The following is a 23,219-nucleotide window of genomic DNA, read 5'->3' as shown; positions in this document are numbered from 1 at the left end:
AATGATAAGTGAATGGATCGTATCAATATTGCTGCTGTTAGGTGGGTTATTTATTTTAATTGGCTCAATTGGCTTAATTAAATTACCTGACTTTTTTATGCGTTTACATGGGCCAACGAAAGCGACGACTTTAGGTATGGCGAGTATTCTTACCGCTGCTATGGTATTTTTTGCTAATTCAGTCAGTGGCTTAAGTGTAAAAGAAATATTAATCACTATATTTTTATTAATCACTGCACCTATCAGTGGCTACATGCTGATTAAAACCGCAATTCATCATAAGCTTAAAGCCAAAGAGGGAACAAAAGGACTCGATAATATCGAAAAAGATTAGCTTTGAGCACAAACGATTAAAAGCCGAATAAACGTGTGTTATTCGGCTTTTTTGTTTTTTGGTTGTCCCCATTTACAACACTTGTTGAACATGTAAGTATGACGCTAATTCAAATACAAAAGGATATTAATATGGGTAAGGTAATACTGCTTTCACTTTTAATTTTTTCAACTAACTTATATGCAGCGCAAACTGCCAAACAGCAAAAAATTGACGAGCTGGTAGAGGTGATGAACATGGACGCCATGGTTGACTCTATGTATGCGCAAGTTGAGGGCATGATGCAAAATATGTCGGTGCAAATGGGCGTAAAGCCAGATGAGAAAGCAATTTTCGACAAGTATTATGCTGATATGACCGAGGTATTAAAAACAAAAATGAGCTGGCAAAAAATGCAGCCGATGATGATTAACCTCTACGATAAACAGTTTACTGAACAAGAAATTAGCGACATGCTGGCTTTTTATAAGACTGAATCAGGGCAGGCCATTTTAAAAAAAATGCCACAGGTAATGCAAGAATCAATGCAAATGTCGCAGGCTTTAGTGCAAGACGCAATGCCTGAAATTCAAGCTATTGCTGGTGAGCTTGGTGAAGCACTTAAACAATCGCGAAGCGAAGTAAACTAAGCAAGTAACCCTCAAATTTAGCAGTCATTCTATGGTGGCTGCGCTTATCTTTACTTTCTTCCCCCACCCCAGTCGTGTGTTTAATTAATTGTTGACCTATGTGTCACACATAGGTTTATTATGTTGTCATTAAATAACCAGAGGTTTAATGATGTACGTAAAGCAATTAGCTAAAACACTGGGTGTAACCCAAGACACGGTGCGCCATTACACGCGAATAAAACTGCTTAATCCTATTCGTAGTCAGCACAATGGTTATCAAGTGTATACCGCAGCGGATCAGCAACGTTTAAAGTTTATTATTAGTGCCCGTCAACTTGGTTTTTCAATAAAAGATATTCAACAAATTATTGCACAGTCAGAGCAAGGGCAGTGTCCTTGTCCGCTAACACGACAATTAATAGCAAAGCGACTAGAGGAAACAGAGCAGCACTTTCAAGAAACACTTAAATTACGCACGCGAATGCAAGCGGCGGTTAAACAGTGGGATAAATCGCCTGATGGGGCTGTAAGTGCCGATATATGTAGCTTAATAGAGACCTTTGTTGATCCGATCTCTGAAGTTAAAAATACTAAGGAAGCGTTATGAGTAATGAATCCACCACGCAAAACTTTATGATTGAAGGCGCAAATTGCGGTAGTTGCGTAGCTAAAATAGAGAAAGCGCTGAAAAATGTAAAGGGTGCACAGCGCGTTGAAATGAACTTTGCCGATCGAACTGTGCAAGTAGAAGGTTGTGCAAAGGCTAAGCAGCTAATGCAGGCTGTCGCCGAAATAGGCTATCAAGCTAAACCTATGAATAGTGACTCTCAGCAAGACGCCCTAGATGAAAAAGCCGAAGCTGATAACGCGCACTATAAAAAGCTCATGCGCAATATGGTATTGGCATTGGGTTTGGGTGCGCCATTAATGCTTTATGGTTTAATTTTTGATATGAGTGTCACCACCCAAGCTCAGCGCATTGGCTGGTTTATTGTTGGAGTGATGACGTTGGTGGTAATGGCAGTGTCGGGTAAGCAATTTTATACAGGCGCGTGGCAGTCATTTAAAAATCATACAGCGAATATGGATACTTTGATTGCGCTTGGTACGGGTACAGCCTGGCTATATTCAATGGTGGTGGTGATCATGCCAAGTATATTACCTGAGGTGGCTAGGCACGTTTATTTTGAAGCCTCAGCGATGATCATAGGCTTAATTAGTCTTGGCTTAGCTTTTGAAGTAAAGGCGCGAGGGCGCACCTCTGAGGCGATTAAACGCTTAATTGGTTTACAACCTAAAACTGCACGAGTGATCCGTGATAACCAAGAGCAAGATATAGCTATAAGCCAAGTTGTAAAAGGCGATGTGGTTCGTGTGCGCCCTGGTGAGAAAATTTCAGTCGATGGAGATGTCATCGAAGGCAGTAGTACACTAGATGAATCAATGCTCACTGGTGAACCTATGCCAGTTAATAAAGGTGAGGGCGATAAGGTTGTTGCTGGTAGTATAAGTAAAAGTGGTACTTTGTTGTTTAAAGCAACTCATATTGGCAGTGAAACCACCTTAGCGAACATTATTAATATGGTTAAACGTGCGCAAAACTCTAAGCCTTCAATTGGGCGCTTAGCCGATGTTATTTCAGGCATATTTGTACCTACAGTGATGATTATTGCGGTGCTAGCAGGTTTAGCATGGCTTAACTTTGGCCCACAGCCAAGCATTGCTTATGCGGTTGTTGCAATAACCACGGTTTTAATCATTGCTTGCCCGTGTGCGCTGGGTTTAGCTACACCGATGTCAATTATGGTCGGCATAGGTAAAGCTGCTCAGTCGGGTATACTCATTCGTAACGGTGAAGCGCTGCAAACTACAGCTAAAATAACCACCATGATCTTAGATAAAACGGGCACTATAACTGCCGGTAAACCAACCGTGACAGATGTGGTCACGTTCAACCAAAGCGACAGCACCGAGGTGCTAAAGTTAGCAGCCAGCCTTGAAAGTGGCTCTGAACATCCATTAGCCGAAGCGATTGTTAATTTCGCTAAAAATAAAAACATCACCCTTGAAAAAGTCAGTGATTTTAATGCTGTGACCGGACAAGGTGTGCTTGGTACTATTAATGAGCAAAACCTGTTGTTTGGCAATCAGGCGCTGATGAAAAGCCACAGTATAGATATTGCAAAGGCAATACCGCAGGCGGAGCAGCTTGCTAGCGCTGCTAAAACGCCGATGTACTTTGCTATTGGCAATCAATTACATGCCATTATTGCGGTTGCCGACCCAATAAAAGAAGATTCAGCTGAAGCTATTAAACGCTTACAAAATAAAGGTATTCATGTGGTTATGCTGACAGGCGATAACCAAGCGACCGCTAAAGCCGTTGCCAGCAAAGTCGGTATTACAGACTTTATAGCCCAAGTAATGCCAGATGATAAAGCCAGTGAAGTGACTAAGCGCCAATCTCAAGGTGAAATTGTAGGCATGACTGGCGATGGTATAAATGATGCGCCAGCGTTGGCACAAGCCGATGTTGGATTTGCGATTGGCACTGGTACAGATGTAGCTATTGAAAGTGCGGATATAACGCTGATGCGAGGCTCGCTTCATGGCCTTGCAGATGCGATAGCTGTAAGTGGTGCAACCATAACTAATATAAAGCAAAATTTGTTTGGTGCGTTTATTTATAACATTGCAGGTATTCCGGTTGCTGCAGGGCTGTTGTATCCGTTTTTTGGTTTACTACTAAACCCAGTCGTAGCAGGGGCGGCAATGGCTTTGTCATCGCTTACGGTGGTTACTAATGCCAACCGATTACGTTATTTTAAACCGAGTAAATCGTAATTTTCTTTGAGGGTCTTCATTATGTTATTAATTAATTTATTAGGCGTTTTACTTATTATCGCTATTATTTATTGGTTTTGGTGGTATGAGCCAAATAAAGTAAACAGTGATAGCAATCAAATAACCATTACGGTGAGTAACGGCGTGTATTCACCAGCGTATATTAAGGTGGCAGCGAATACGCCTCTGACTCTGAACTTTAATCGACAAGATAGTTCTCCTTGCGCTGAAACAGTGATTTTCCCCACCCTTGAACTCAGTGAAACGCTAAGCATGGGTGAAAATGCACCTATTGAGATACCTACGCTTGATGCCGGCGAATATGCCTTTCATTGCCAAATGCAAATGTATAAAGGTAAGTTATTGGTTTATTGATAAAACTAAACGTGTCTCTGATGCGTATGCTCAAGCAGAAAATATAAAAGGTGTAGTATGAATAAATTAAATCCTAAAAAACTGCTCAATAGCAAGTGGACTGCCATTCCAGCCATTAATAAAGAAAAGCACTTTATTATTGTTGAGGTCGAATTTGATGAAGACGGTAATGTGATTGAATGTATCACTGAGGCGGTGATGTCAAAAAATCAATATCCTATTCAGTGGCGCGATTTAAAAGATGAACAAAGATGGCGTCAAGGCTGGAAGTGACCGCTAGTACTCATGCCCAGATAAATGGGCATGAGTGATATCAAATTAGTATCCCGCGCGAAGTTTATTCCCTGTTTTTAGTCTTTATTCGCCATACGGCGACAAATCCTTATTTTTTCCTTCCCCGTTAAAAAATAAATTTATATGTTTCTAAAAATTCATTTAAGTTGTTTATTTTCAATTTGTTACCTATTTAATTTAACCTGTTTAATTACGCGTTTTTAATTTGTTCAGTTGCGATTTATCCCTGTAGCGGCTCAGTTTTGTTGTTTTACTTTGAATTGAAGATAGGTGTGTCTTTTTTAGATGATTTAACTTATTGAATTTTAAAGGGTATCTTTTTAGTTAAAAGTAGCTGTTGCAAAAGAGCAACAAAATGCGATGCATTTTTAAGTAAAAATCACATTTTTATTTTTAACTTGTTGTTTATAAATTAAAAAATAAACATGGCATTGAAGTTGTAGTACCTAAGCTGTATTTAGCAAAAAGTGCTTAAGCTTAACGCTTAACTTTACAACCCAATGAAGGAATTACGTTATGACAACATTTAAATCAACACTGGTATTAATGGCTATTGCTTCTTCATCTGCGGCGTTTGCTGCAACAGATTTTGACACACTGGATGTAGATGGTAATGGCGCGATAAGCCAAGCTGAAGCATCAGTAGATGCCTCACTTATGAGCAAGTTTACAGAGCTTGATACGGATAAAAACGGCGAGCTTTCTGAAGCAGAATTTTCTAAGGCTTAAAAGGCCAATATTCAACGCTATTACTTATTCTGAGTTGCCAAAGACAACCTAAATAGGCAAGGGAGCCTATGAAAGAGAATAACTAGGATGTACGGCTGTAGCGTTGAGTTAATTAATTTATACCCAAACATTGCATACTTTGAAGGATTAATATTATGAAAAAATTACAGTCAACTCTTGTACTTATGGCACTTGCTTCTTCATCTGCAGTATTTGCCAGCACAGACTTTGAAACTCTTGATGTAGATGGTAGTGGCGCAATTAGCCAAGCTGAAGCATCAGTTGCGGCCGAACTTATGGAGCAGTTTGCAGAGCTGGATGGTGATGGCAATGGTGAACTTTCTAAAGACGAATTTTCAGCATACTAACTTTCTAATTCCCTAAGGATCTTTGAAAAGGATTTCTTACCCACTTTTTTATTAAGCTAAGGATTTATTATGAAAACATTTACTAAAACGCTTGCTTTAATTGCACTTGCTTCGTCTTCTGCCGCTTTTGCTGCGGTTGACTTTGATTCTTTCGATACTGATGGCGACGGCGTTATTAGCCAGTCTGAAGCACAAACTAATTCGCAACTAGCTAAATTATTTGATGACTTAGATATTGACGGGAATGGTGAATTATCTAAACAAGAATTTGCCAAAGTTCAGTAACAAACACGCACAATCTTTAACGATACAGATAAAAGCAGCCGAATAATTTCTCGGCTGCTTTTTTATTTACTTATCTTCTAAACGTTTGGTTTTAAAATCAGATTCATTTATCCACTTAGGCCAGTCGCCATTATTGGCAAGTTGACTGGCTATATCTATAACCAGCTCGATATCTTGTTTTGCACCAGCTAATGACCATGTATCTGAATAGTCGTCGGCTTCTTTATGGTATTTATGACTGATGTAGTCAGGATCGGTATCACCTAAGCTCATAAACAGTAAACTTGGCACGCCTTGTTTAGCGAGTGAGAAATGATCTGATCTAAAAAACAATCCATTTTGTGGGCGAGGATCCATTTTTACCACGCGTCCTTGTGCTTTAGCCGCGCTTGCTAAGTAACTCTCCATTTCTGATAGGTTGTTACCGTATTGCAAAATATAATCGGTTTCATCGAGCACGTTCATACCATCGATATTTAATAATCCGACCATTTTTTTAGTGGCAATCATATTCCCATTGGCAAATTCTTCTGAGCCGATTAGACCTGTTTCTTCGGCGGTAAAGTTAGCAAACAGGATTGAGCGCTTAAACGGCTTTTGCTGATGCATTTTGCTCATAATGCGAGCAATTTCAAGCGTTGCTGCAGTGCCTGAAGCATTATCGACTGCGCCATTATAAATTTTAGGTCCACTGTCGGTTTGTTTAGTACCAAAATGGTCCCAATGGGCACTAATAATAACGTATTCGTCAGGGGTTTCACTGCCCGTAATTTGTGCAACCACATTATGTGATTTAGCGTGTGACACTTCATTTTTAAATGCAAGGTTCGCCTTTAAGTTCAATTCCTTGGCTTGAAATTGCTTACTTAATGCGTGTTGTTTTAATTGTTGATAATTTAAGTTTGCCGATGTAAATACTTGCTCAGCGGCATCAAGTGTTAACCAGCCCATAACCGGCAGTTCAGATGCATTAAGGTTGTTGTCCATCAAGCTATACTTGGTGCCCGTGTTTGAGCTTTCAACTACGCCCCAAGGGTATGCGGCTGGGGCTGTTTCATGAACAATAAATACCGCTTTTGCACCTTGGCGTGCGGCTTCTTCATATTTATAAGTCCAGCGGCCATAGTAGGTCATGGCATTGCCTGTAAATAGTGTATCGTCTTGGGTGGCAAAGCCCGGATCGTTCACCAGCACAATAACGGTTTTATCGGTTACATCAACATTGGCATAGTCGTTCCAGTTATATTCTGGCGCGTTAATCCCATAACCAACAAATACAATATCGCTATTGCGGACATCAATAATCGGCTGTAACTGCTTTGTACGGGCGGTGAAGTCTTTACCTGCAATAAAGCTAAGCTTCCCCATAGTTAATTGCATGTTTTGATCTGCAGTTAGCATGGCCATTTTAACTGGCTGTAAATACTTCCCTTGATACGCGCCAGACAACCCCATTGCTTGGTATTGCTCACTTAAATAACCAACGGTTTTAACTTCACCTAAGGTAAGCGGGCCGCGTCCTTCAAAGTCATCTGACGCTAAGGTTTTAATATGCTGTTTAAGATTATTTAAACTAACGCCAGAGGTGTTTTCAAGAGATGAAGCTGGCGTTGTAGGCTCAGAGCAACCCGTTAGTGCAATAGCTAAAAAAAGTGCAGTGATTTTTATATAAGACATAACTACTTAAAATAATAATTTTTTTCGACTATAACCCCAAGTAACCGGTAAATGCGAATTTTTATCTCTTTTAACCTTATTTTTATGTCGCTTACCTCTTCACCTATTTACCCGTTCACTGCCTTTAGGTAAGTTAAAACAATAACAAAAGGGATAAAGCAATGAAGCAATTTAATCGTCGAGACTTTTTAAAAGCAGCCAGTGTTGCCGCAGCTGCAGGTGTAGTGAGTGGTTGTGCATCAAGTGGAAGTGCTAATGCAAGCGCACCAAAACAGCAAGGGCGCAGCGTTATTGGTTTAGTCGCGCCTAAAATGGATGTGGTTAGAGTGGGCTTTATTGGTGTGGGTCAGCGCGGTTATGGACATGTAAAGCGCATGAGCCATATTGAAGGTGCGCAAATAGTCGCTATTTGTGACACGCACACTGAGGTGCTAGAGCGAGCTGCCAATTATTTAGTTGATAAAGGGGTAGCTAAGCCGGCGTTGTATACTGGTAGTGAGCACGCCTATCAACAAATGCTTGAACGACAAGATATAGATATAATCATTATTTCTACTCCTTGGGCATGGCATGCACCTATGGCTATCGATACTATGAACAGCGCAAAACATGCTTTTGTTGAAGTGCCTCTGGCACTGACTGTTGACGAAATGTGGCAAATTGTAGATACCGCCGAGCGTACTCAAAAAAATTGCATGATGATGGAAAATGTTAACTATGGTCGCGACGAGTTAATGGTATTAAACATGGTGCGCCAAGGTGTATTTGGGGAGCTGTTACATGGCGAAGCGGCCTATATCCATGAGCTGCGTTGGCAAATGAAAGAGCTTGAGCACAAAACAGGCTCATGGCGAACGCAATGGCATGCAAAACGTGATGGTAATTTATACCCGACCCATGGATTAGGCCCTGTATCGCAATATATGAATATAAATCGTGGCGATAGGTTTGATTTTTTAACCTCAATGAGCTCTCCTTCGCTGGGTAGAAGCGCGTATGCACAACGTGAATTTGCAGCGGATCATTCCCGTAATCAGCTTAATTATATTGCCGGTGATATGAACACGACACTGATTAAAACTCTCAAGGGGCGCAGTATTATGGTACAGCACGATACAACAACCCCTCGGCCATACTCTCGACATAACTTAATCCAAGGCACGAATGGGGTGTTTGCCGGTTTCCCTAATCGTATTGCGCTTGAAAATGGCGGACCAACAAGCTTTCATGAATGGGATTATGATATGAGCGCATGGTATGAGCAGTACGACCATCCCCTATGGATTAAAATGGGTGAAGAAGCACAGCGCAATGGCGGCCACGGGGGCATGGACTTTTTAATGTTTTGGCGAATGATTTATTGCCTAAGAAATGGCGAACCGCTGGATCAGGACGTTTACGATGGCGCAGCATGGTCGGTTATTTCACCGTTATCAGCCCTGTCTGTGAGTGAGCGTAGCCGCTCAATCGATATTCCCGATTTTACTCGCGGTGCATGGCAAACAGCAAAGCCTTTAAGCATTGTAAGCTAAGGTTTATAGCAGGCACAAAAAAAGAGCGCATGCGCTCTTTTTTTATTTAACAGTTTTTTACAATAAGGATCAGCTACTTCTTACATCTACTTTTAATTTAAGCTTTTGTCCTGGCTGTAAGTATTTTTGTCCGGCAAGGTTATTCCATTTAATAATATCGCTCACTGTTAAATTAAACTTAGACGCTATACGCGCTAAAGAATCGCCTCGGCGCACTTTGTAGGTAATAGTACGATTAGTATTACTCGTCGACTTTTTAGGCTGGCTAGCTGACTTATAAACTACCAATTTTTGATTTAAACGCAGTACTACATTTTTTTTCAGCTTATTCCACTTAGCTAATTCACTCATAGTTACATCGTATTCGCGGCTAATATCCCATAGGGTATCGCCACTTTTTACCGTATGAGAAAGTTTAGTGCGTAAACTTTTATTAGCGGCCGCACGTACTTGCTGAGGCAAATGTTCACTGTTAATTTTACCATCAGTGAGTGGTACTAAAATTTGTTGACCCACACGAATTACGTTTGAGTTAAGCTTATTTAATGACTTAATCGCGCTGATACTAGTGGTAAATTTATCTGCAATCACCGACAAGCTATCGCCACGTTTGACCTTATATTGCTGCCAACGAAGACGGTTTTTAATCGCTGTAGCGGTAAGCTTTTCAGTGAATTGTTCTACTTTATCGGTAGGAAGTAATAAAAAGTGTGGGCCATCAGGATCGGTTGCCCAGCGGTTAAATCCTGGATTTAATCGATATAGTTCGGTAAGGGTCATATCGGCCATATCCGCAGCCAGTGCTAAATCTATTTGTGACTCAATATTAACCACTTCGACTACTTGTGCGTTAATTATTGGCTTCCACGACACTTTAAACTCATCTGCACGTTTTAGTAAATCAGCTAAAGCTAATAATTTAGGCACGTAGGCGGTGGTTTCACGAGGTAAATCTAGTGACCAAAAGTCGGTAGGTAAATGCTTTTTACGATTCTTTTTAATCGCACGCAGCAAGCGGCCTTCACCTGAGTTATAGGCGGCAATTGCGTTCAGCCAATCACCTTCAAGGGTTTTGTGTAAGTACGAGAGATAATCAAGTGCAGCGCGTGTAGACTGCACAATATCGCGACGACCGTCATACCACCAGTTTTGTTTTAAATCGAAACGCTCGCCAGTTGCAGGCATAAATTGCCAAATACCCGATGCAGTACGGTGAGAGTAGCCATAAGGGTCGAATGCACTTTCTACAATGGGTAAAAGTGCAATTTCGATGGGCATTTCACGCTTTTCAATTTCTTCAACAATAAAATGTAAATACGGCTCAGCACGTTTAGAAATGCGATCTAGGTATGCCTGATGACGTGCATAATAATTACGCTCAGCGACCACTGGGCGATTTTGTGGAATATCAATAGATAATTGGTAACGAATTCGCTCCCAAACATCGTCAAACACAGGGGCTTCTTCTTCAATATCGTTTACTTGTTGATATTGCGCATTCATCATTAATGCAGTGCTAATATCATTTGGGCTGGCGCCTTCAAGCTGGTTTTGAGCTTGATTTTGTGAATCTGTGTTTAACGTTGTCAGTGTTTGACAACCGCCTAGCGTCATCGCTAAGACCAATAAAAGAGGAGATTTATTCATAAATACCAATACATAGGGTAAAAAACTCGGCGAATACTACCCATAATGAGTCAACATTGCCACTTATGACCGTTAAAAGTTCCAAACAAATATGATTAGAAAATGTTAACTTATTGTTTATTAACTAATCGTTTTATTATTATTGTTGCTAGCTTAAAAATGATCTTTGAACTTTCTCAGACTAGCAAAGTTTTCCCAAGGTTCATTGTTTTTTGTAACTAAACAATACTCTTTTGGTAATGACTCTGTAATATTGGGTAAGTTGCTACGCATGAAAGGGTTAACTTTAAGCTCTTGACCTATGGTGCTTGGCAAGCTTATTTCATCATTTTTTCGCAATTCATCTACTTGCTGGCTGTAAGCGAGTAATTCGGGGTTTCGTGGCTCAACCGCTTTTGCAAAGGCCAAGTTTGCTTGGGTGTATTCGTGGGTGCAATATACTTTGCAATCACTTGGCAGTACTCGCAACTTATTAAATGAATGCCACATTTGCTCTGGGCTGCCTTCAAATAAGCGCCCACAACCGCCGCTAAATAGGGTGTCGCCAGTAAAGGCCAGTGCATCATTAATATAACAAATATGGTCTAGGGTGTGCCCAGGAGTCGCTATAATGTCAAATGGAATGTTTAAAACGCTAATTGTATCACCTTCATTTAAAGGCGTTGTTATTCCCTCAAATGGGCTATTACTTGGGCCGTAAACTGTGATGTTAGGGTACTGCTTTACTAATTGAGCTACGCCATCGGTATGATCATAATGATGATGGGTAATTAAAATACCGCCAAGGGTTAAGTTATGCTGTGCTAAATGCTCTAAAACTGGCGCTGATTGCCCAGGATCAACCACCCACGCTTGGTTATTCTGCTCGGTGGTTAAGCACCAAATGTAGTTATCAGAAAAGGCTTTAATTGCTTTGACTTGCACCATGTATCGTTGCTCTATAAAGTGGTATTTAATTAATATTATAACGAGCTTATATAATGAAACCAGCCCTTAGTTTTCAAGAAGGTCCCAAACCGTTGTCCTGGCAGCAGTTTCCGCATGGTGATTATTTACGTTGTGATATAGAACGCAAATTGTCGCCGTGGTTACCGCGTATGTTTGGCTATCATATGCTTAAATTAGGTAATTTAAGCGGTGAATTAGACACCAGTAAAAGCTCCATTAAACATCAAGTATGTGTTGCAGAGCTTGGCCCATACACGGGGGTGGTTGCCGATATAGACGAACTGCCTTTTGATGAGCACTCTATAGATGCTTGCATTATGAGCCATTGTTTAGAATATCACTCAGATCCACATCATATTTTACGTGAGGCTCATCGAACCCTTATTCCAGGCGGTTATATTGCCATTACGGGTTTTAATCCGTTTAGCTTTTGTGGGTTAGCGCAGTTACTGCCGTTTAGCCGTCAAAAATTACCGTGGACAGGGCGCTTTTTTACTCCTGCACGGGTAAAAGACTGGCTAAATTTACTTGGATTTGAAATTGTGGCCGATGAGCGCTTTATTTATTCGTCGTTGGCGCGTGGTAATCGCTTATCGCGGTTTGCATTTTGGCGCAGCTTTACCAAACAGTATTTAAAACCTATGGGCAGTGTGTATATGCTGGTGGCCCGAAAGCGGGTTGCGCCACTTACACCAATCAAACCTAAGTGGCATGCTCGTCCACAATTTGCGCCAATAAAAGGGGTAGGGCTTAGGCAAACCTCAAAACAGCATTATCAACAAAATAAAAAATAGCATGATGAAGAGGGTTACGGTTGGTAACCTTCATCATCGAGTAAATTGTTGCCGCTGGCTGCATCACGAGCAAGGTCGTCAACAATTTCGTTATATTTGTGGCCACTGTGGCCTTTTACCCATTTCCAGGTAACGTCGTGCTCGGCACAGGCTTTGTCGAGACGTTTCCATAAATCGACATTTTTAACCGGCTTTTTAGCCGAGGTTTGCCAACCGCGTTTTTTCCAATTGGTGATCCAAGACTCAATACCCTGCTTAACATATTGGCTATCGGTAGTCAGGGTTACAGGGCAGGCACGATTAAGAGATTCTAGCGCCACAATGGCTGCCAGCATTTCCATACGGTTGTTGGTTGTAAGCTTATAACCTTGGCTTAATTTTTTTTCATGGGCTTCATAAATCATAAAAATACCATAACCACCGGGGCCTGGATTACCTAAACACGAACCATCGGTGTAAATCTCTACGGTTTTTTGCACTGTTTTACCTTGATATTATGTACAATAAAGTGATTATAGAAAGATACCAGAGTCAGGCTTAATTCGATATGGCACGCAGACAAATAGTTTTAGATACAGAGACCACCGGCATCGACCCTAAACAAGGGCATCGTATCATTGAGATCGGCTGTGTGGAGCTTATGAATCGCCGGTTAACCGGCAATAATTTTCACGTTTACATAAATCCGCAGCGCAGCATTGAAGAAGAAGCAATCGATGTTCACGGTATTACTAATGAATTTTTACGCGATAAACCGCTTTATCGTGACATTGCTCAAGAGTTTTTTGACTATATTAAAGGGGCTGAGTTAGTTATTCATAATGCGCCGTTCGATATTGGCCATATGGATAATGAATTTGCGTTATTAAACCAAGGCTATCAAAACACCCATAGTTTTTGTGGCGTGCTTGATACCCTTAAAATGGCGCGTGACTTGCATCCAGGGCAAAAGAACAACCTAGATGCACTTTGTCGCCGCTACGATGTTGATAACACTAAGCGGACGTTACACGGCGCCTTACTGGATTCTGAAATTTTAGCCGATGTTTACCTGGCAATGACCGGGGGGCAAGTAAAGCTAAACCTAAATCAAAACAAAGATGACTCAAGTGAAGATCAAAAAGGCGGTATTAGACGCCTAAGTAGCGACAGGGCGCCTTTGGTAGTTATAGCAGCTAGCGATGCAGAGCAAAGCGCACATCAAACGCGTTTAGACATTGTACAAAAGGAGGGCGGCCATTGTTTATGGCGCGCTGAATAGGGCATTATTATGAAAACGCTATTAGTAGTTTCACTGCTTTTAATTGCCGTGTGTTTCCACCCCGATGCACACAGCGTAAAGCAAGTTGAAGAGTTAAAAGGCAGCGGTAAACAAAATGAAATCCCGTTACTGGATAACCGTTTTCGTGTTGATGACAAAATTGATGAAATAAAATTAATATTTTTTAGACGCCCAGGATCGCCTGCCGTAATTTTAGTAAGACCCGATGGTACTAAATACTTTGCAACCAATGCGGTGAGAAACACTAGTCTTGATTGGTACGACGAATTAAATTATGACTTAGTGGTTATTCGCAATCCCATGCCTGGGCCGTGGCAAGTTATTGGCCAAATAATGCCAGAAAGCCGCATTGTTGTTATTGGTGAGCTATCGCTAAAAGTAGACCCACTGCCTAAAATTCTGTTTCAGGGTGAAACTGTAAAGGTAACTGGTGAGATTTTAAATGATGGCGAGCCGATTCGCGCCAACCTATTTAAAGATGCGGTATCGCTTAATGTAAGCTTTGTGAGCACCAATAATGAAAACTTTGAAAACTTTGGTGCAGGCATACAACAAGTAACTGAATTCAAAGATGATGGCTACGGGTTCGATGAAAGCGCTAAAGACGGTGTGTTTACCGGTGAGTTTACCTTAAATTTCACACCTGGCGAGTGGCGCCCTGAGCTTTATATTACCACTGATGTATTAGAGAGGCGGGTGGTTCAAGATCCTATTGTTGTGCATGAGCCGCCTTTCAGTTTTACCTCCGTTGAAGCAACCGAAGAGGGGGATGATCATCGCATTACCATCAATATTGATGATGAGCTTTTAAAACCTGAGACGGTGATCATGCAAGGTAAAATTTATTATCCCAATGGTGAAGAGCAGGTATTTTACTTAGATAGCAACAGCACTACTGCTAGAGAGCTGGCTTTACAAGATTATGGTTGGGGGCGCTACAACATTGAAATCTCTGTTTTTGGCTCAACAATCAATGACCGAGAGTTTATGGCTACATTGCCAACCTATTTATTTGAAATAGAAAGACCGATTGAAGTGATTCCAGAAATTCCAGTTGCCAGTGTTAGCGAACCAGAAATTATTCCTGTGCCAGTTGTAAAACCAAAAGTAATGTCCACGGGATTAATGGTTAGTTTAATTGTTGGTGGAAATTTGACCATTTTATTTATAGGTTGGTTATGTATTCGTGTTTTTGTGCAGAACAAACCATTAAAACTTAAATTGAATTTAGCTTTTTTAAATAAAAAGAAAGCTGTTGAGTCAAAAAAAGCTGAACAGCAAAAATCAGATGAACCAGAAAATAGCTCAAAAAATGATAAATCAGGTGGAATTTTAAACCTTTCGATGTCAGATGACTAAAAAACCTGTAAAAAAACAAAAAAGCCCTTGACGAAGCAGGGGCTGGTTCGTATTATTCACGCCGCTGTCAGGGGAGACTCAGACAGAAACGAAAATGCGGAGTGGTAGTTCAGTTGGTTAGAATACCGGCCTGTCACGCCGGGGGTCGCGGGTTCGAGTCCCGTCCACTCCGCCAATTTTCGACAATTTGTAAGTATGCGCTGGAGTGGTAGTTCAGTTGGTTAGAATACCGGCCTGTCACGCCGGGGGTCGCGGGTTCGAGTCCCGTCCACTCCGCCAACACTTACACAACATATGGTTGTAAAACATATTCTTATTATGGAGTGGTAGTTCAGTTGGTTAGAATACCGGCCTGTCACGCCGGGGGTCGCGGGTTCGAGTCCCGTCCACTCCGCCAATAAGAAAAAATAACAGTTTAAATACGCGCTGGAGTGGTAGTTCAGTTGGTTAGAATACCGGCCTGTCACGCCGGGGGTCGCGGGTTCGAGTCCCGTCCACTCCGCCAACTATTTAAACACTGTTATATTACAAAATTTGTATGCTGGAGTGGTAGTTCAGTTGGTTAGAATACCGGCCTGTCACGCCGGGGGTCGCGGGTTCGAGTCCCGTCCACTCCGCCAACAAATTAAGTAATGACAAGTAAAAGATATCTCTGCGGAGTGGTAGTTCAGTTGGTTAGAATACCGGCCTGTCACGCCGGGGGTCGCGGGTTCGAGTCCCGTCCACTCCGCCATTTGATATCGTAACAAAATTAGTAAGTGCATTACCCCATGCACATACCACTGCGGAGTGGTAGTTCAGTTGGTTAGAATACCGGCCTGTCACGCCGGGGGTCGCGGGTTCGAGTCCCGTCCACTCCGCCACTTGTTATTTCCTCAATAACAAGCAATAAATAATTTCCTTATTAATAAATCCAAATATAATTTTTTATCAGCTATCAGCTATCAGCTATCAGCTATCAGCTATCAGCTATCAGCTATCAGATCGACTTTTTTATACTAACCTGCTAATATTCCTTATTATTCTTCACTATTCAGCTTCATATATCTGCATGAATTACCAAGAATCTAACCTCACTTTTAAAAAGGAAGCATTAAGATGAGTACATTAGGTCAGCAATTAAAGCAGCTAAGAAATGATAAAAAACTGAGCCAGCCAGAGTTCGCTCAGCAAGTGGGGATAGAGCAGAGTTATTTATCAAAGCTTGAAAATGATAAATCAATTCCCTCCAATGAAATATTTAGAGCTTTATTGATAGCATTAGATCTTTCAATTGATGAGTTTATGAAGCCACTAGTATCGAGTCACGATAAAGTTAGACTGATGCAAATACCCGATGTAGAGCTGTGGTATAAAAGTAAAGCAGTAAAGAGCTCAGCCACACAGCGTAAGGTTATTTATCTCGCAATGTTTTTAATATCTATTGGTTGTGCATTGTTTTATGCAGGACATAAAAACTATGTGTTCAATGAGCGCTTTTACGAATATAAATCACAAGGTGTGATCAAAACAGGTGAACCTCTGAATGTTTTTACTCATTGGAGCAATTATATTATTGAGTCGAATCGAGAAAAAAGAGATGAGAAAAATCGGGAAATGCTGGCCAGAAGGGTACCAAGTTTTAAGTTAATGGATGAGTATGTCGGTGAATCATTTGTTGAAGAGGTTGAGGGAGGTAAACGTGTTTATACTGCAAATGAGCTTTCGCGGACTATGCCACATGCAGGCAATAGTTGGTTTGAGTTTTTAGGTATTTTTGCTGCTGTATTTGGTTTGGCGCTCGCTTTACTGGAACCTAGATTAACCAAGCAATAAAAAGCCTGCGTACATGAAAACGCAGCAGGCTTTAATATAAATTGGCTTACAATTACCCTTGTGGGCCAAAGCGTTCTTTCAAGTAAGTATCTAAAAAGTTTAGGTAGGCGTTGGAGGCGCTGATACGGTTTTCTTTTTTGCTAAAACCGTGGCCTTCATCATCAAATAATACATACTCTACTGGCACACCATTAGCTTTAACCGCAGCAACCAACTCATCGCTTTCAATTTGTAATACGCGTGGATCATTAGCACCTTGAATAACCATTAAAGGCTTAGTGATGTTATCGGCATGAAATAGCGGTGAAATAGCACGGTGACGTTCACCATCGGTGGCAGGATCGCCCATTTCATCGTATAGCGCCTTTTTAAAGCTTTCCCACCATGGTGGAATTGAGTTCAGTGTGCGTACCCAGTTAGTCACACCAAAAATATTGATACCTACTTTGAACTCTTCCGGTTCAAAGGCAAGCGCGGCTGCGGTCATAAAGCCGCCGTAGCTACCACCCATGATGCCGATTTTATCTGCATCGACCCAATCTAGACTTTGTAAGTGTTTTTTACCGTAGACAATATCTTGTAGATCATCGGTGCCATGTTTTTTATCGTCTAAATGGAAAAATGTTTTACCATAGCCTGAGCTACCGCGGTTATTGACGGCAAAAATAGCATAGCCGTGATTAACTAAATGTTGCTGCATTGCGCTATAACCAGTTCGGCTTTGCCCACCTGGGCCACCATGCACCCAAATAAGTGCAGGTACTTTATTGGTGCTGCTGGCTTGTTTTGGTTTGTATAATACGCCCGGTATTTCTAAATCATCAAAACTTTTAAAGCGCACAATGGTGCTCTCTACTAAGTCGTTTTGATCTATATCTTCACTTAATGTGTTGGTAAGTTGCTTGGCTTCATTACTGCCAACTTGCCAAACAAATAAGTTGCTTGGTGAGGTATCTGAATTTAAATAAAACGCCATGGTTTTCTCATCGCTTGAGAAATTCACACCACGTAGATTTCCCGCAGGTAATTTAGGCATGGCAATTTCATCCGCTGTTTGCGTGTCTTTTACTGTGACCTTTGTGCTGGCATCAGCATTTACACCGCTTACTTGGTAACGCCCAGATTTAGAAAAGTAAATAAAGCTAACGTCCCAATCATCTTTTAATGCTGGGCTGTGCTTGCCTGTGGCGAGCTCATATTGCCACACCTCTGAAAACTCTCCTTTAGCGTCTGTTGAGTAGTATAAATATTTGCTGTCTACAGAGAAGGTCTCAGGCGTATATTGTGCTGGTGTATCGTGTTTTGAAATTAATTGCGGCTTGAGGGTTTTCTTATAGGTATCAAGAATAAACGTATCGCTGTCTTTATTGGTATTATTTTTAGACAGTGCAATGTAGCGTCCATCGGGGCTAATTGCGCCCACATCTAGTCCTTGTGTGTTTTGATAAACGGGCGTGACTTTATAGGTTTTGCTATCTACACGATACAAGTCCATAAACTTGGCATCGCGTTGATTACTGGTAATAAAAAACTGACTGCCATCTTTAGTAAAGCCTGCAAAACTCGCGCGGGTTTCTTCCCCTGGAGTTAAATCTTTGATTGAACCATCAACTTCACGCACATAAACATGGTAGCGCTCATTACCGCCTGAGTCCTTGGTAAATAGTACACGCTCATCATTTGGGAAATAGCGAATAGGGTAGGTGCTGTCTTCAAAATTGGTTAGGCGCGTTTTGCTACCTGTTTTTATGTCAACTTCATACAAGCTGTAAATACCGCTTTCATCGCTACTAACTAGAACTTTATCGCCAGTCGGGGAAAAGCTACTGCCCATGATAGATGTTGTATCAAAAAAGGTTTTAGCGTTATAGGTTTTTACTTGTTGTGTTTGCTCAGTTACCACAGGGGTAGAGGCTGAATTATTAGATTGACTGCAACCTGTTAATGCAATTGATACTGCACAGGTAATACAAGCAAATTTGAGGGCTTTTTTCATAGATACATTCCTTGGATTATAATTATAGACTTTTAGTGTTAACCGAACGTTTTTTAAACGCAAGTAATTAGCCTATTCGAACTGCAATAAAGTGTTACAAACCATGTAGCCCACGAAAATAGAAAACCAGTTATAATTCACTTTCAAAATCAGGGAGTATTTATGATAGAAGTCATTGGGTTACATAAACAGTTTGCTGAAAACGTATTGTACAGTGGCTATAGTGTGCAGTTTTGTGCACCTAAAATATGCATTGAAGCGCCTAATGGCCAAGGTAAAACAACGTTGTTGATGATGTTGGCAGAGCTCGAAACGCGCCAAAGTGGGCAGATTTTATTTTCTAAAAAAGCATTAACCGAACCGCATAAACAAGTTGCTATAGCCTCAGACTGTATTGCTTTACCTGACTTTCTTACGGCAAAGCAAATTATTAACTTGTCCGTGAATACGCTGGATTGTGATTGGCCAACGACAATAATAGATGGGTTTAATTTCAATGAATTTTTAAATACTCGTTTTGATGCGCTGTCGTCAGGTAATCAAAAGAAATGCCAGTTAATTTTAGCGCTTATGCGTGATGCACCTTATTTACTTCTAGACGAACCCAGCGCAGCACTTGATCAAGCCAGTATTCAGTATTTATTAGTACTGCTTGATGAATATCTAATAGATAAGCCAAATGGGAAAATAGTCATCACCTGCCATGAACCAGCGCCATTTATTGAGCGTGGCTTTGAGTGTATACCGTTATGATTGCAAACTTAAAACAATCAATCGGGCAATATCGCTCTTTTATGGATTATCGTTATCAGGCTTACAAAACTGAACTCACGCAATTATTGTTGCAACTTAAAAACTTTGGCTTGTTATTTCTAGTGGTACTTGGCTCTGCCATGCTTGGTATGATTTTACTGTTGTTTTTAGGGCTGGGAAAAATTATCGATAGCAGCGATGCACCGCAGTATGGTGCACAGATGGCTTGGCTGTATTTGCTGTTGCAAAGTGTCATGTTGAGCGCAATGAAATCTGCTATAAAAAACAGCGCTCAACGTGCCTTTCAACAAACATTGGTGAAGCGATATTGGCTTGGTTTTATGGATATAAAGCTTTTACTTTTAAGCAATGGCTGGTTGATTGCGAGCCTCATTATCGCGATTGATCTTAGTGTGAGTCAGTGGCTTAGAGTGCCGCATTTCTGGTTGTTTTTACTATTGCAATTTGTGCTCGGCATTTTATGTTTATACAAGCCAATAGCGCTGGTTTATGGTTTTTTGTTATCCGCAGTTTGGGCAACGTTACCGCTTGATGTCAGTCCATTGCTTTATCATAGCGGCTTTGTTCTGTTGTTTGCGCTAAGTACCTTGATGGTCCCTTTTAATGCTACAGCTAAGCTAAAGTTGAATTCACTTACAGGCTTTTGGCTGTTATTTTTTATGCATAATAGCTGGGCTTTGATATGGCGAGGAGCTTTATTACTATGTGTATTTATGGCATCCAAGGTGTTGTTACAAGAGCGCGCTGATTTAGCTGCTATATTCAGTATTTTGTCACTTGCCTTTGTGGTGTTATTTAGTAGCTCACTACAATTTGATTGTCGTCACCTATATCAGCAGTACAGTGTGTTTTTTAACATGCAGAATAAGCAAACAGCATTCTTTGTTAGCTTATTTATTCCTAGCTTAATTGTATTATTACTCGCACTGGTTGGTTTTGTGGCTTTATTTAATCAAGCAAATTGCTTATTGCTAGTAATAGGGGTTGTTTGGTGTTTACTACAACAGGCCTTAGCGCAAAAAAAACCAGCGCATTATGCGCTGGTTTGGATGGTTATAACAGGTGTGTTGCTTAGCTTTTATTAGTAAAGTTAAGCAGCATCTGCCTTTTTAGCTTTAGCTTTGCTATTACGCGCTGCTTTGCCAGCAAGTAAATCTGCAGGGTCAAAGTCATCAACATTAATCACGTCTAGACGATCTTTTTCTACTGCAGCGAGCTTATCGGCTTCTGCTTGGCTTAAAATACCCGCTTCTAAACCCATTTGCGCCACTTTATCAAGCTGGAAGAATGGCAGCTTTACGCCTTTCTCTTTACATACACGCTCAAACAATGGCTCTACTTCTAGAACGTCTTTAAGCGTTTGCTCTTGACGGCCTACAAGGTTAAGCGGTTCGTTTGTAAGGTATACATAGCTTGCTAAACGATTACGTGTTTCGCTAGGAACTTGTAACAACTGCGCTAGTTTGTGCTCAAGTTTGTCGGTAGGTTTACGAACCGGACGACCAAACGGGAATAACAATACTTTTAAAACACCACGTAGTGGAGCCGACGGCATGTTATTGATTAAATCAGCAAGTGCACGCTGGCAGTGGTAAAGGTGATCCTGACAGCTCCATTGAACCAATGCAAAATCTTCTTTTTTACGGCCTTCGTCGTTGTAACGTTTTAGCGTTGCAGATACTAAGTAAAGGTAACTTAATAAGTCGCCTAAACGTGCTGAAATACGTTCTTTACGTTTAAGAGAACCACCAAATACCGCCATGCTAATGTCTGACATAAGTGCAAGTGATGCACTAAAGCGAGACGCAATACGGTAAAACTCTGCAGTTTCGTCTTTGTATGGCACGCTAGTAAAGCGAGCGCCAGTAAGCGCAAGCCACTTAGTACGTACAAGGTTAGACATGGTAAAGCCAATGTGACCCATTAGCGCTTTATCAAATACGTTAAGCGCTTCTTCGCGGTCTTCAATTTCACACGCACCTAGCTCGGTAAGTACAAATGGATGACAACGAATTGCACCTTGACCATAAATAATCATATTACGGGTCAAGATGTTTGCACCTTCAACGGTAATGGCAATAGGTGCACCTTGATAGCCACGACCCAAATAGTTATTTGGCCCAAGCATGATCCCTTTACCGCCTAGCACGTCCATTGCATGAATGGTTGAATCGCGCATTTGCTCGGTAAGGTGGTACTTAATAATCGCCGACACAACTGATGGCTTCTCGCCTAAATCAACCGCGCCCGTAGACATGCTTACTGCAGCGTCTGAGCTGTAAGCATAACCAGCAAGCTTGGCCATTGATTCTTCAACCCCTTCCATTTTACCAATTGGTAAGCGGAATTGACGACGAATACGGCTATAAGCACCGGTTGCTACTGCAATCATTTTAATGCCACCGGCTGAATTTGACGGCAACGTAATAGCACGACCAACCGATAAACATTCAACTAGCATACGCCAGCCTTGACCAGCCATTTCTGGGCCGCCAATAATGTAATCAAGTGGAACGAAAATATCTTTACCGCGAGTAGGGCCATTTTGGAACGGCACATTAAGCGGGAAGTGGCGACGACCAATTTCTACCCCTGGGGTATCTGTTGGGATCAGTGCGCAGGTAATACCTGGCTCTTTAACGTCGCTTAATAATCCATCAGGATCTTGTAACTTAAATGCTAGACCAAGTACCGTAGCTACAGGCGCAAGTGTTATGTAACGTTTGTTCCATGTAAGGCTTACACCAACTACTTCTTCGCCATTCCATTGCCCTTTACACACTACACCGTAGTCTGGAATTGAGCTTGCATCAGAACCCGCCTCTGGCGAGGTAAGTGCAAAACATGGAATTTCTTGACCGCTTGCTAAACGCGGTAAGTAATGATTTTTTTGGTCTTCAGTACCATAGTGCTGTAATAGCTCACCTGGGCCTAACGAGTTAGGTACACCAACAATTGACGAAAGCAATGTTGATTTACTGGTTAGTTTTTGCAGTACACATGATTGTGCAAATGCAGAGAATTCTAAGCCGCCGTATTCCTTTTTAATTATCATGGCAAAGAACTTGTTATCTTTTAGATATTGCCATACATCCTGAGGTAAATCAGTCAGCTCATGCGTAGCTTCCCAATCATCAAGCATACTACATACAACTTCAACAGGGCCGTCGATAAATGCCTGCTCTTCAATAGTAAGTTTTGGAACTGGATACTGGTGAAGCTTTTTCCAATCTGGATTACCACAAAATAAATCCGCTTCCCACCACGTAGTACCCGCATCGATTGCTGACTTTTCGGTGTCAGACATACTCGGTGTTACTTTTTTAAAGATGGTGAAAATAGGTTTGATAATGTATTGCTGGCGAATACCAGTAACTGAAAGAGGCACTGCGATGATTAAAAAGATCACCCAGCTAATTAAACCAAAAGCACCAGCAAAGGTACCAATTAATAATGTTGCGGCAGAAACACCAAGTGCTGTGTTCCAACTCGCTCTGTGGTAAAGCGCAATGCTGAGCAGTGCGATTAAACCAAGTGTAAATATGAGTGTCATTG

The 23,219-nt window shown here is 41.3% G+C and carries 22 protein-coding genes and 7 tRNA genes; 23 read left to right on the top strand and 6 right to left on the bottom strand.

Going from position 1 to position 23,219, the window contains the following annotated elements; all coding sequences use genetic code 11:
• Window position 1 precedes the first annotated feature (1 nt).
• The 9 genes from AC27JR_RS10840 to AC27JR_RS10800 all read left to right on the top strand — a co-directional run bounded on the left by AC27JR_RS10840 (window position 2) and on the right by AC27JR_RS10800 (window position 5,840).
• Window positions 2–334 (top strand): Na+/H+ antiporter subunit G, encoded by a 333-nt coding sequence (locus AC27JR_RS10840; RefSeq protein WP_008114566.1) that lies wholly within the window; start codon window positions 2–4, stop codon window positions 332–334.
• Window positions 335–465: 131 nt separating this feature from the next.
• On the top strand, window positions 466–963 hold the full coding sequence (locus AC27JR_RS10835) for a DUF2059 domain-containing protein (RefSeq protein ID WP_008114567.1): 498 nt from the start codon (window positions 466–468) through the stop codon (window positions 961–963).
• Between the two features lie 151 nt (window positions 964–1,114).
• The gene (locus AC27JR_RS10830; protein WP_008114568.1) at window positions 1,115–1,552 is read left to right on the top strand and encodes a MerR family transcriptional regulator; all 438 of its coding nucleotides are present in this window, start codon (window positions 1,115–1,117) and stop codon (window positions 1,550–1,552) included.
• Complete coding sequence (locus AC27JR_RS10825; protein ID WP_487173597.1) at window positions 1,549–3,789, top strand: heavy metal translocating P-type ATPase; 2,241 nt, start codon at window positions 1,549–1,551, stop codon at window positions 3,787–3,789. Before AC27JR_RS10830 ends, AC27JR_RS10825 begins: the two co-directional genes overlap by 4 nt.
• A 21-nt stretch (window positions 3,790–3,810) precedes the next feature.
• Window positions 3,811–4,164 carry a cupredoxin domain-containing protein gene (locus tag AC27JR_RS10820; protein ID WP_487173596.1) on the top strand — a complete coding sequence of 118 codons (354 nt, stop codon included), beginning with the start codon at window positions 3,811–3,813 and terminating at the stop codon, window positions 4,162–4,164.
• A gap of 57 nt (window positions 4,165–4,221) precedes the next feature.
• Entirely contained in the window at window positions 4,222–4,437 is a 216-nt protein-coding gene (locus tag AC27JR_RS10815) for a TIGR02450 family Trp-rich protein (protein WP_008114572.1), read from the top strand.
• 537 nt (window positions 4,438–4,974) lie between these two features.
• Window positions 4,975–5,187, top strand: a complete 213-nt coding sequence (locus AC27JR_RS10810) for a calmodulin (RefSeq protein ID WP_487173595.1) — start codon at window positions 4,975–4,977, stop codon at window positions 5,185–5,187.
• Window positions 5,188–5,342: 155 nt separating this feature from the next.
• A complete protein-coding gene (locus AC27JR_RS10805; RefSeq protein ID WP_178955602.1) occupies window positions 5,343–5,555 on the top strand; it encodes an EF-hand domain-containing protein in 213 nt (70 codons plus the stop codon).
• A 69-nt stretch (window positions 5,556–5,624) separates the two neighbouring features.
• Complete coding sequence (locus AC27JR_RS10800) at window positions 5,625–5,840, top strand: EF-hand domain-containing protein (protein ID WP_487173593.1); 216 nt, start codon at window positions 5,625–5,627, stop codon at window positions 5,838–5,840.
• 66 nt (window positions 5,841–5,906) lie between these two features.
• Here the strand turns inward: AC27JR_RS10800 and AC27JR_RS10795 are convergent, their stop codons facing one another.
• Window positions 5,907–7,517 (bottom strand): M28 family metallopeptidase, encoded by a 1,611-nt coding sequence (locus tag AC27JR_RS10795; protein ID WP_487173592.1) that lies wholly within the window; start codon window positions 7,515–7,517, stop codon window positions 5,907–5,909.
• A gap of 161 nt (window positions 7,518–7,678) precedes the next feature.
• Here AC27JR_RS10795 and AC27JR_RS10790 point away from each other — a divergent pair, with 161 nt between their 5' ends.
• Complete coding sequence (locus tag AC27JR_RS10790; protein ID WP_487173591.1) at window positions 7,679–9,049, top strand: Gfo/Idh/MocA family protein; 1,371 nt, start codon at window positions 7,679–7,681, stop codon at window positions 9,047–9,049.
• A gap of 69 nt (window positions 9,050–9,118) precedes the next feature.
• Here AC27JR_RS10790 and AC27JR_RS10785 read toward each other — a convergent pair whose 3' ends face one another.
• Together AC27JR_RS10785 and gloB are read right to left on the bottom strand one after the other, a co-directional pair.
• Window positions 9,119–10,696, bottom strand: a complete 1,578-nt coding sequence (locus AC27JR_RS10785) for a LysM peptidoglycan-binding domain-containing protein (RefSeq protein WP_487173590.1) — start codon at window positions 10,694–10,696, stop codon at window positions 9,119–9,121.
• 153 nt (window positions 10,697–10,849) lie between these two features.
• Window positions 10,850–11,623 (bottom strand): hydroxyacylglutathione hydrolase, encoded by a 774-nt coding sequence (gene gloB / locus AC27JR_RS10780; RefSeq protein WP_055011755.1) that lies wholly within the window; start codon window positions 11,621–11,623, stop codon window positions 10,850–10,852.
• Between the two features lie 53 nt (window positions 11,624–11,676).
• Between gloB and AC27JR_RS10775 the strand changes: the two genes are divergently transcribed.
• Entirely contained in the window at window positions 11,677–12,438 is a 762-nt protein-coding gene (locus AC27JR_RS10775; protein WP_487173589.1) for a class I SAM-dependent methyltransferase, read from the top strand.
• A gap of 14 nt (window positions 12,439–12,452) precedes the next feature.
• Here the strand turns inward: AC27JR_RS10775 and rnhA are convergent, their stop codons facing one another.
• Window positions 12,453–12,917 (bottom strand): ribonuclease HI, encoded by a 465-nt coding sequence (gene rnhA, locus AC27JR_RS10770; protein WP_054202172.1) that lies wholly within the window; start codon window positions 12,915–12,917, stop codon window positions 12,453–12,455.
• Between the two features lie 68 nt (window positions 12,918–12,985).
• On the opposite strand from rnhA, the gene dnaQ reads away from it, so the two are divergent.
• The 10 genes from dnaQ (at window position 12,986) to AC27JR_RS10720 (ending at window position 16,894) form a co-directional block, all read left to right on the top strand.
• A complete protein-coding gene (gene dnaQ / locus AC27JR_RS10765) occupies window positions 12,986–13,699 on the top strand; it encodes a DNA polymerase III subunit epsilon (RefSeq protein WP_008114597.1) in 714 nt (237 codons plus the stop codon).
• 9 nt (window positions 13,700–13,708) lie between these two features.
• Complete coding sequence (locus tag AC27JR_RS10760) at window positions 13,709–15,079, top strand: TIGR03503 family protein (protein WP_487173588.1); 1,371 nt, start codon at window positions 13,709–13,711, stop codon at window positions 15,077–15,079.
• A 98-nt stretch (window positions 15,080–15,177) separates the two neighbouring features.
• Window positions 15,178–15,254 (top strand) — tRNA-Asp (locus AC27JR_RS10755).
• Between the two features lie 27 nt (window positions 15,255–15,281).
• Window positions 15,282–15,358: transfer RNA gene (locus AC27JR_RS10750), tRNA-Asp, on the top strand.
• A gap of 41 nt (window positions 15,359–15,399) precedes the next feature.
• Window positions 15,400–15,476 (top strand) — tRNA-Asp (locus tag AC27JR_RS10745).
• Between the two features lie 31 nt (window positions 15,477–15,507).
• Window positions 15,508–15,584, top strand: a tRNA-Asp gene (locus tag AC27JR_RS10740).
• 38 nt (window positions 15,585–15,622) lie between these two features.
• Window positions 15,623–15,699 (top strand) — tRNA-Asp (locus tag AC27JR_RS10735).
• A gap of 36 nt (window positions 15,700–15,735) precedes the next feature.
• Window positions 15,736–15,812, top strand: a tRNA-Asp gene (locus AC27JR_RS10730).
• A gap of 53 nt (window positions 15,813–15,865) precedes the next feature.
• Window positions 15,866–15,942: transfer RNA gene (locus AC27JR_RS10725), tRNA-Asp, on the top strand.
• Window positions 15,943–16,177: 235 nt separating this feature from the next.
• A complete protein-coding gene (locus tag AC27JR_RS10720) occupies window positions 16,178–16,894 on the top strand; it encodes a helix-turn-helix domain-containing protein (RefSeq protein WP_487173587.1) in 717 nt (238 codons plus the stop codon).
• 52 nt (window positions 16,895–16,946) lie between these two features.
• Here AC27JR_RS10720 and AC27JR_RS10715 read toward each other — a convergent pair whose 3' ends face one another.
• Window positions 16,947–18,890, bottom strand: coding sequence for a S9 family peptidase (locus AC27JR_RS10715; protein WP_487173586.1), 1,944 nt, complete (start codon window positions 18,888–18,890; stop codon window positions 16,947–16,949).
• A gap of 162 nt (window positions 18,891–19,052) precedes the next feature.
• Here AC27JR_RS10715 and AC27JR_RS10710 point away from each other — a divergent pair, with 162 nt between their 5' ends.
• Both AC27JR_RS10710 and AC27JR_RS10705 read left to right on the top strand, forming a co-directional pair.
• Complete coding sequence (locus AC27JR_RS10710; RefSeq protein ID WP_109875510.1) at window positions 19,053–19,643, top strand: ABC transporter ATP-binding protein; 591 nt, start codon at window positions 19,053–19,055, stop codon at window positions 19,641–19,643.
• Entirely contained in the window at window positions 19,640–20,749 is a 1,110-nt protein-coding gene (locus AC27JR_RS10705) for a DUF6136 family protein (RefSeq protein WP_487173585.1), read from the top strand. The genes AC27JR_RS10710 and AC27JR_RS10705 overlap by 4 nt, the downstream gene beginning before the upstream one ends.
• 5 nt (window positions 20,750–20,754) lie before the next feature.
• On the opposite strand, the gene fadE is transcribed toward AC27JR_RS10705, so the two are convergent.
• Entirely contained in the window at window positions 20,755–23,217 is a 2,463-nt protein-coding gene (fadE, locus tag AC27JR_RS10700; protein WP_010391432.1) for an acyl-CoA dehydrogenase FadE, read from the bottom strand.
• Window positions 23,218–23,219: the final 2 nt, after the last annotated feature.

Source organism: Pseudoalteromonas sp. NH0006-26, from assembly GCF_057552415.1.
The sequence above is the reverse complement of the archived record's forward strand: the minus strand, read 5'-3'. Positions and strand labels throughout refer to the sequence as shown.

What these genes read in the sequence shown, in the direction of transcription:
- AC27JR_RS10840 (WP_008114566.1), top strand. Translation starts at nt 2, where the DNA reads ATGATAAGTGAATGGATCGTATCAATATTGCTGCTGTTAGGTGGGTTA.
- AC27JR_RS10835 (WP_008114567.1), top strand. Translation starts at nt 466, where the DNA reads ATGGGTAAGGTAATACTGCTTTCACTTTTAATTTTTTCAACTAACTTA.
- AC27JR_RS10830 (WP_008114568.1), top strand. Translation starts at nt 1,115, where the DNA reads ATGTACGTAAAGCAATTAGCTAAAACACTGGGTGTAACCCAAGACACG.
- AC27JR_RS10825 (WP_487173597.1), top strand. Translation starts at nt 1,549, where the DNA reads ATGAGTAATGAATCCACCACGCAAAACTTTATGATTGAAGGCGCAAAT.
- AC27JR_RS10820 (WP_487173596.1), top strand. Translation starts at nt 3,811, where the DNA reads ATGTTATTAATTAATTTATTAGGCGTTTTACTTATTATCGCTATTATT.
- AC27JR_RS10815 (WP_008114572.1), top strand. Translation starts at nt 4,222, where the DNA reads ATGAATAAATTAAATCCTAAAAAACTGCTCAATAGCAAGTGGACTGCC.
- AC27JR_RS10810 (WP_487173595.1), top strand. Translation starts at nt 4,975, where the DNA reads ATGACAACATTTAAATCAACACTGGTATTAATGGCTATTGCTTCTTCA.
- AC27JR_RS10805 (WP_178955602.1), top strand. Translation starts at nt 5,343, where the DNA reads ATGAAAAAATTACAGTCAACTCTTGTACTTATGGCACTTGCTTCTTCA.
- AC27JR_RS10800 (WP_487173593.1), top strand. Translation starts at nt 5,625, where the DNA reads ATGAAAACATTTACTAAAACGCTTGCTTTAATTGCACTTGCTTCGTCT.
- AC27JR_RS10795 (WP_487173592.1), bottom strand. Translation starts at nt 7,517, where the DNA reads ATGTCTTATATAAAAATCACTGCACTTTTTTTAGCTATTGCACTAACG.
- AC27JR_RS10790 (WP_487173591.1), top strand. Translation starts at nt 7,679, where the DNA reads ATGAAGCAATTTAATCGTCGAGACTTTTTAAAAGCAGCCAGTGTTGCC.
- AC27JR_RS10785 (WP_487173590.1), bottom strand. Translation starts at nt 10,696, where the DNA reads ATGAATAAATCTCCTCTTTTATTGGTCTTAGCGATGACGCTAGGCGGT.
- gloB (WP_055011755.1), bottom strand. Translation starts at nt 11,623, where the DNA reads ATGGTGCAAGTCAAAGCAATTAAAGCCTTTTCTGATAACTACATTTGG.
- AC27JR_RS10775 (WP_487173589.1), top strand. Translation starts at nt 11,677, where the DNA reads ATGAAACCAGCCCTTAGTTTTCAAGAAGGTCCCAAACCGTTGTCCTGG.
- dnaQ (WP_008114597.1), top strand. Translation starts at nt 12,986, where the DNA reads ATGGCACGCAGACAAATAGTTTTAGATACAGAGACCACCGGCATCGAC.
- AC27JR_RS10760 (WP_487173588.1), top strand. Translation starts at nt 13,709, where the DNA reads ATGAAAACGCTATTAGTAGTTTCACTGCTTTTAATTGCCGTGTGTTTC.
- AC27JR_RS10720 (WP_487173587.1), top strand. Translation starts at nt 16,178, where the DNA reads ATGAGTACATTAGGTCAGCAATTAAAGCAGCTAAGAAATGATAAAAAA.
- AC27JR_RS10715 (WP_487173586.1), bottom strand. Translation starts at nt 18,890, where the DNA reads ATGAAAAAAGCCCTCAAATTTGCTTGTATTACCTGTGCAGTATCAATT.
- AC27JR_RS10710 (WP_109875510.1), top strand. Translation starts at nt 19,053, where the DNA reads ATGATAGAAGTCATTGGGTTACATAAACAGTTTGCTGAAAACGTATTG.
- AC27JR_RS10705 (WP_487173585.1), top strand. Translation starts at nt 19,640, where the DNA reads ATGATTGCAAACTTAAAACAATCAATCGGGCAATATCGCTCTTTTATG.
- fadE (WP_010391432.1), bottom strand. Translation starts at nt 23,217, where the DNA reads ATGACACTCATATTTACACTTGGTTTAATCGCACTGCTCAGCATTGCG.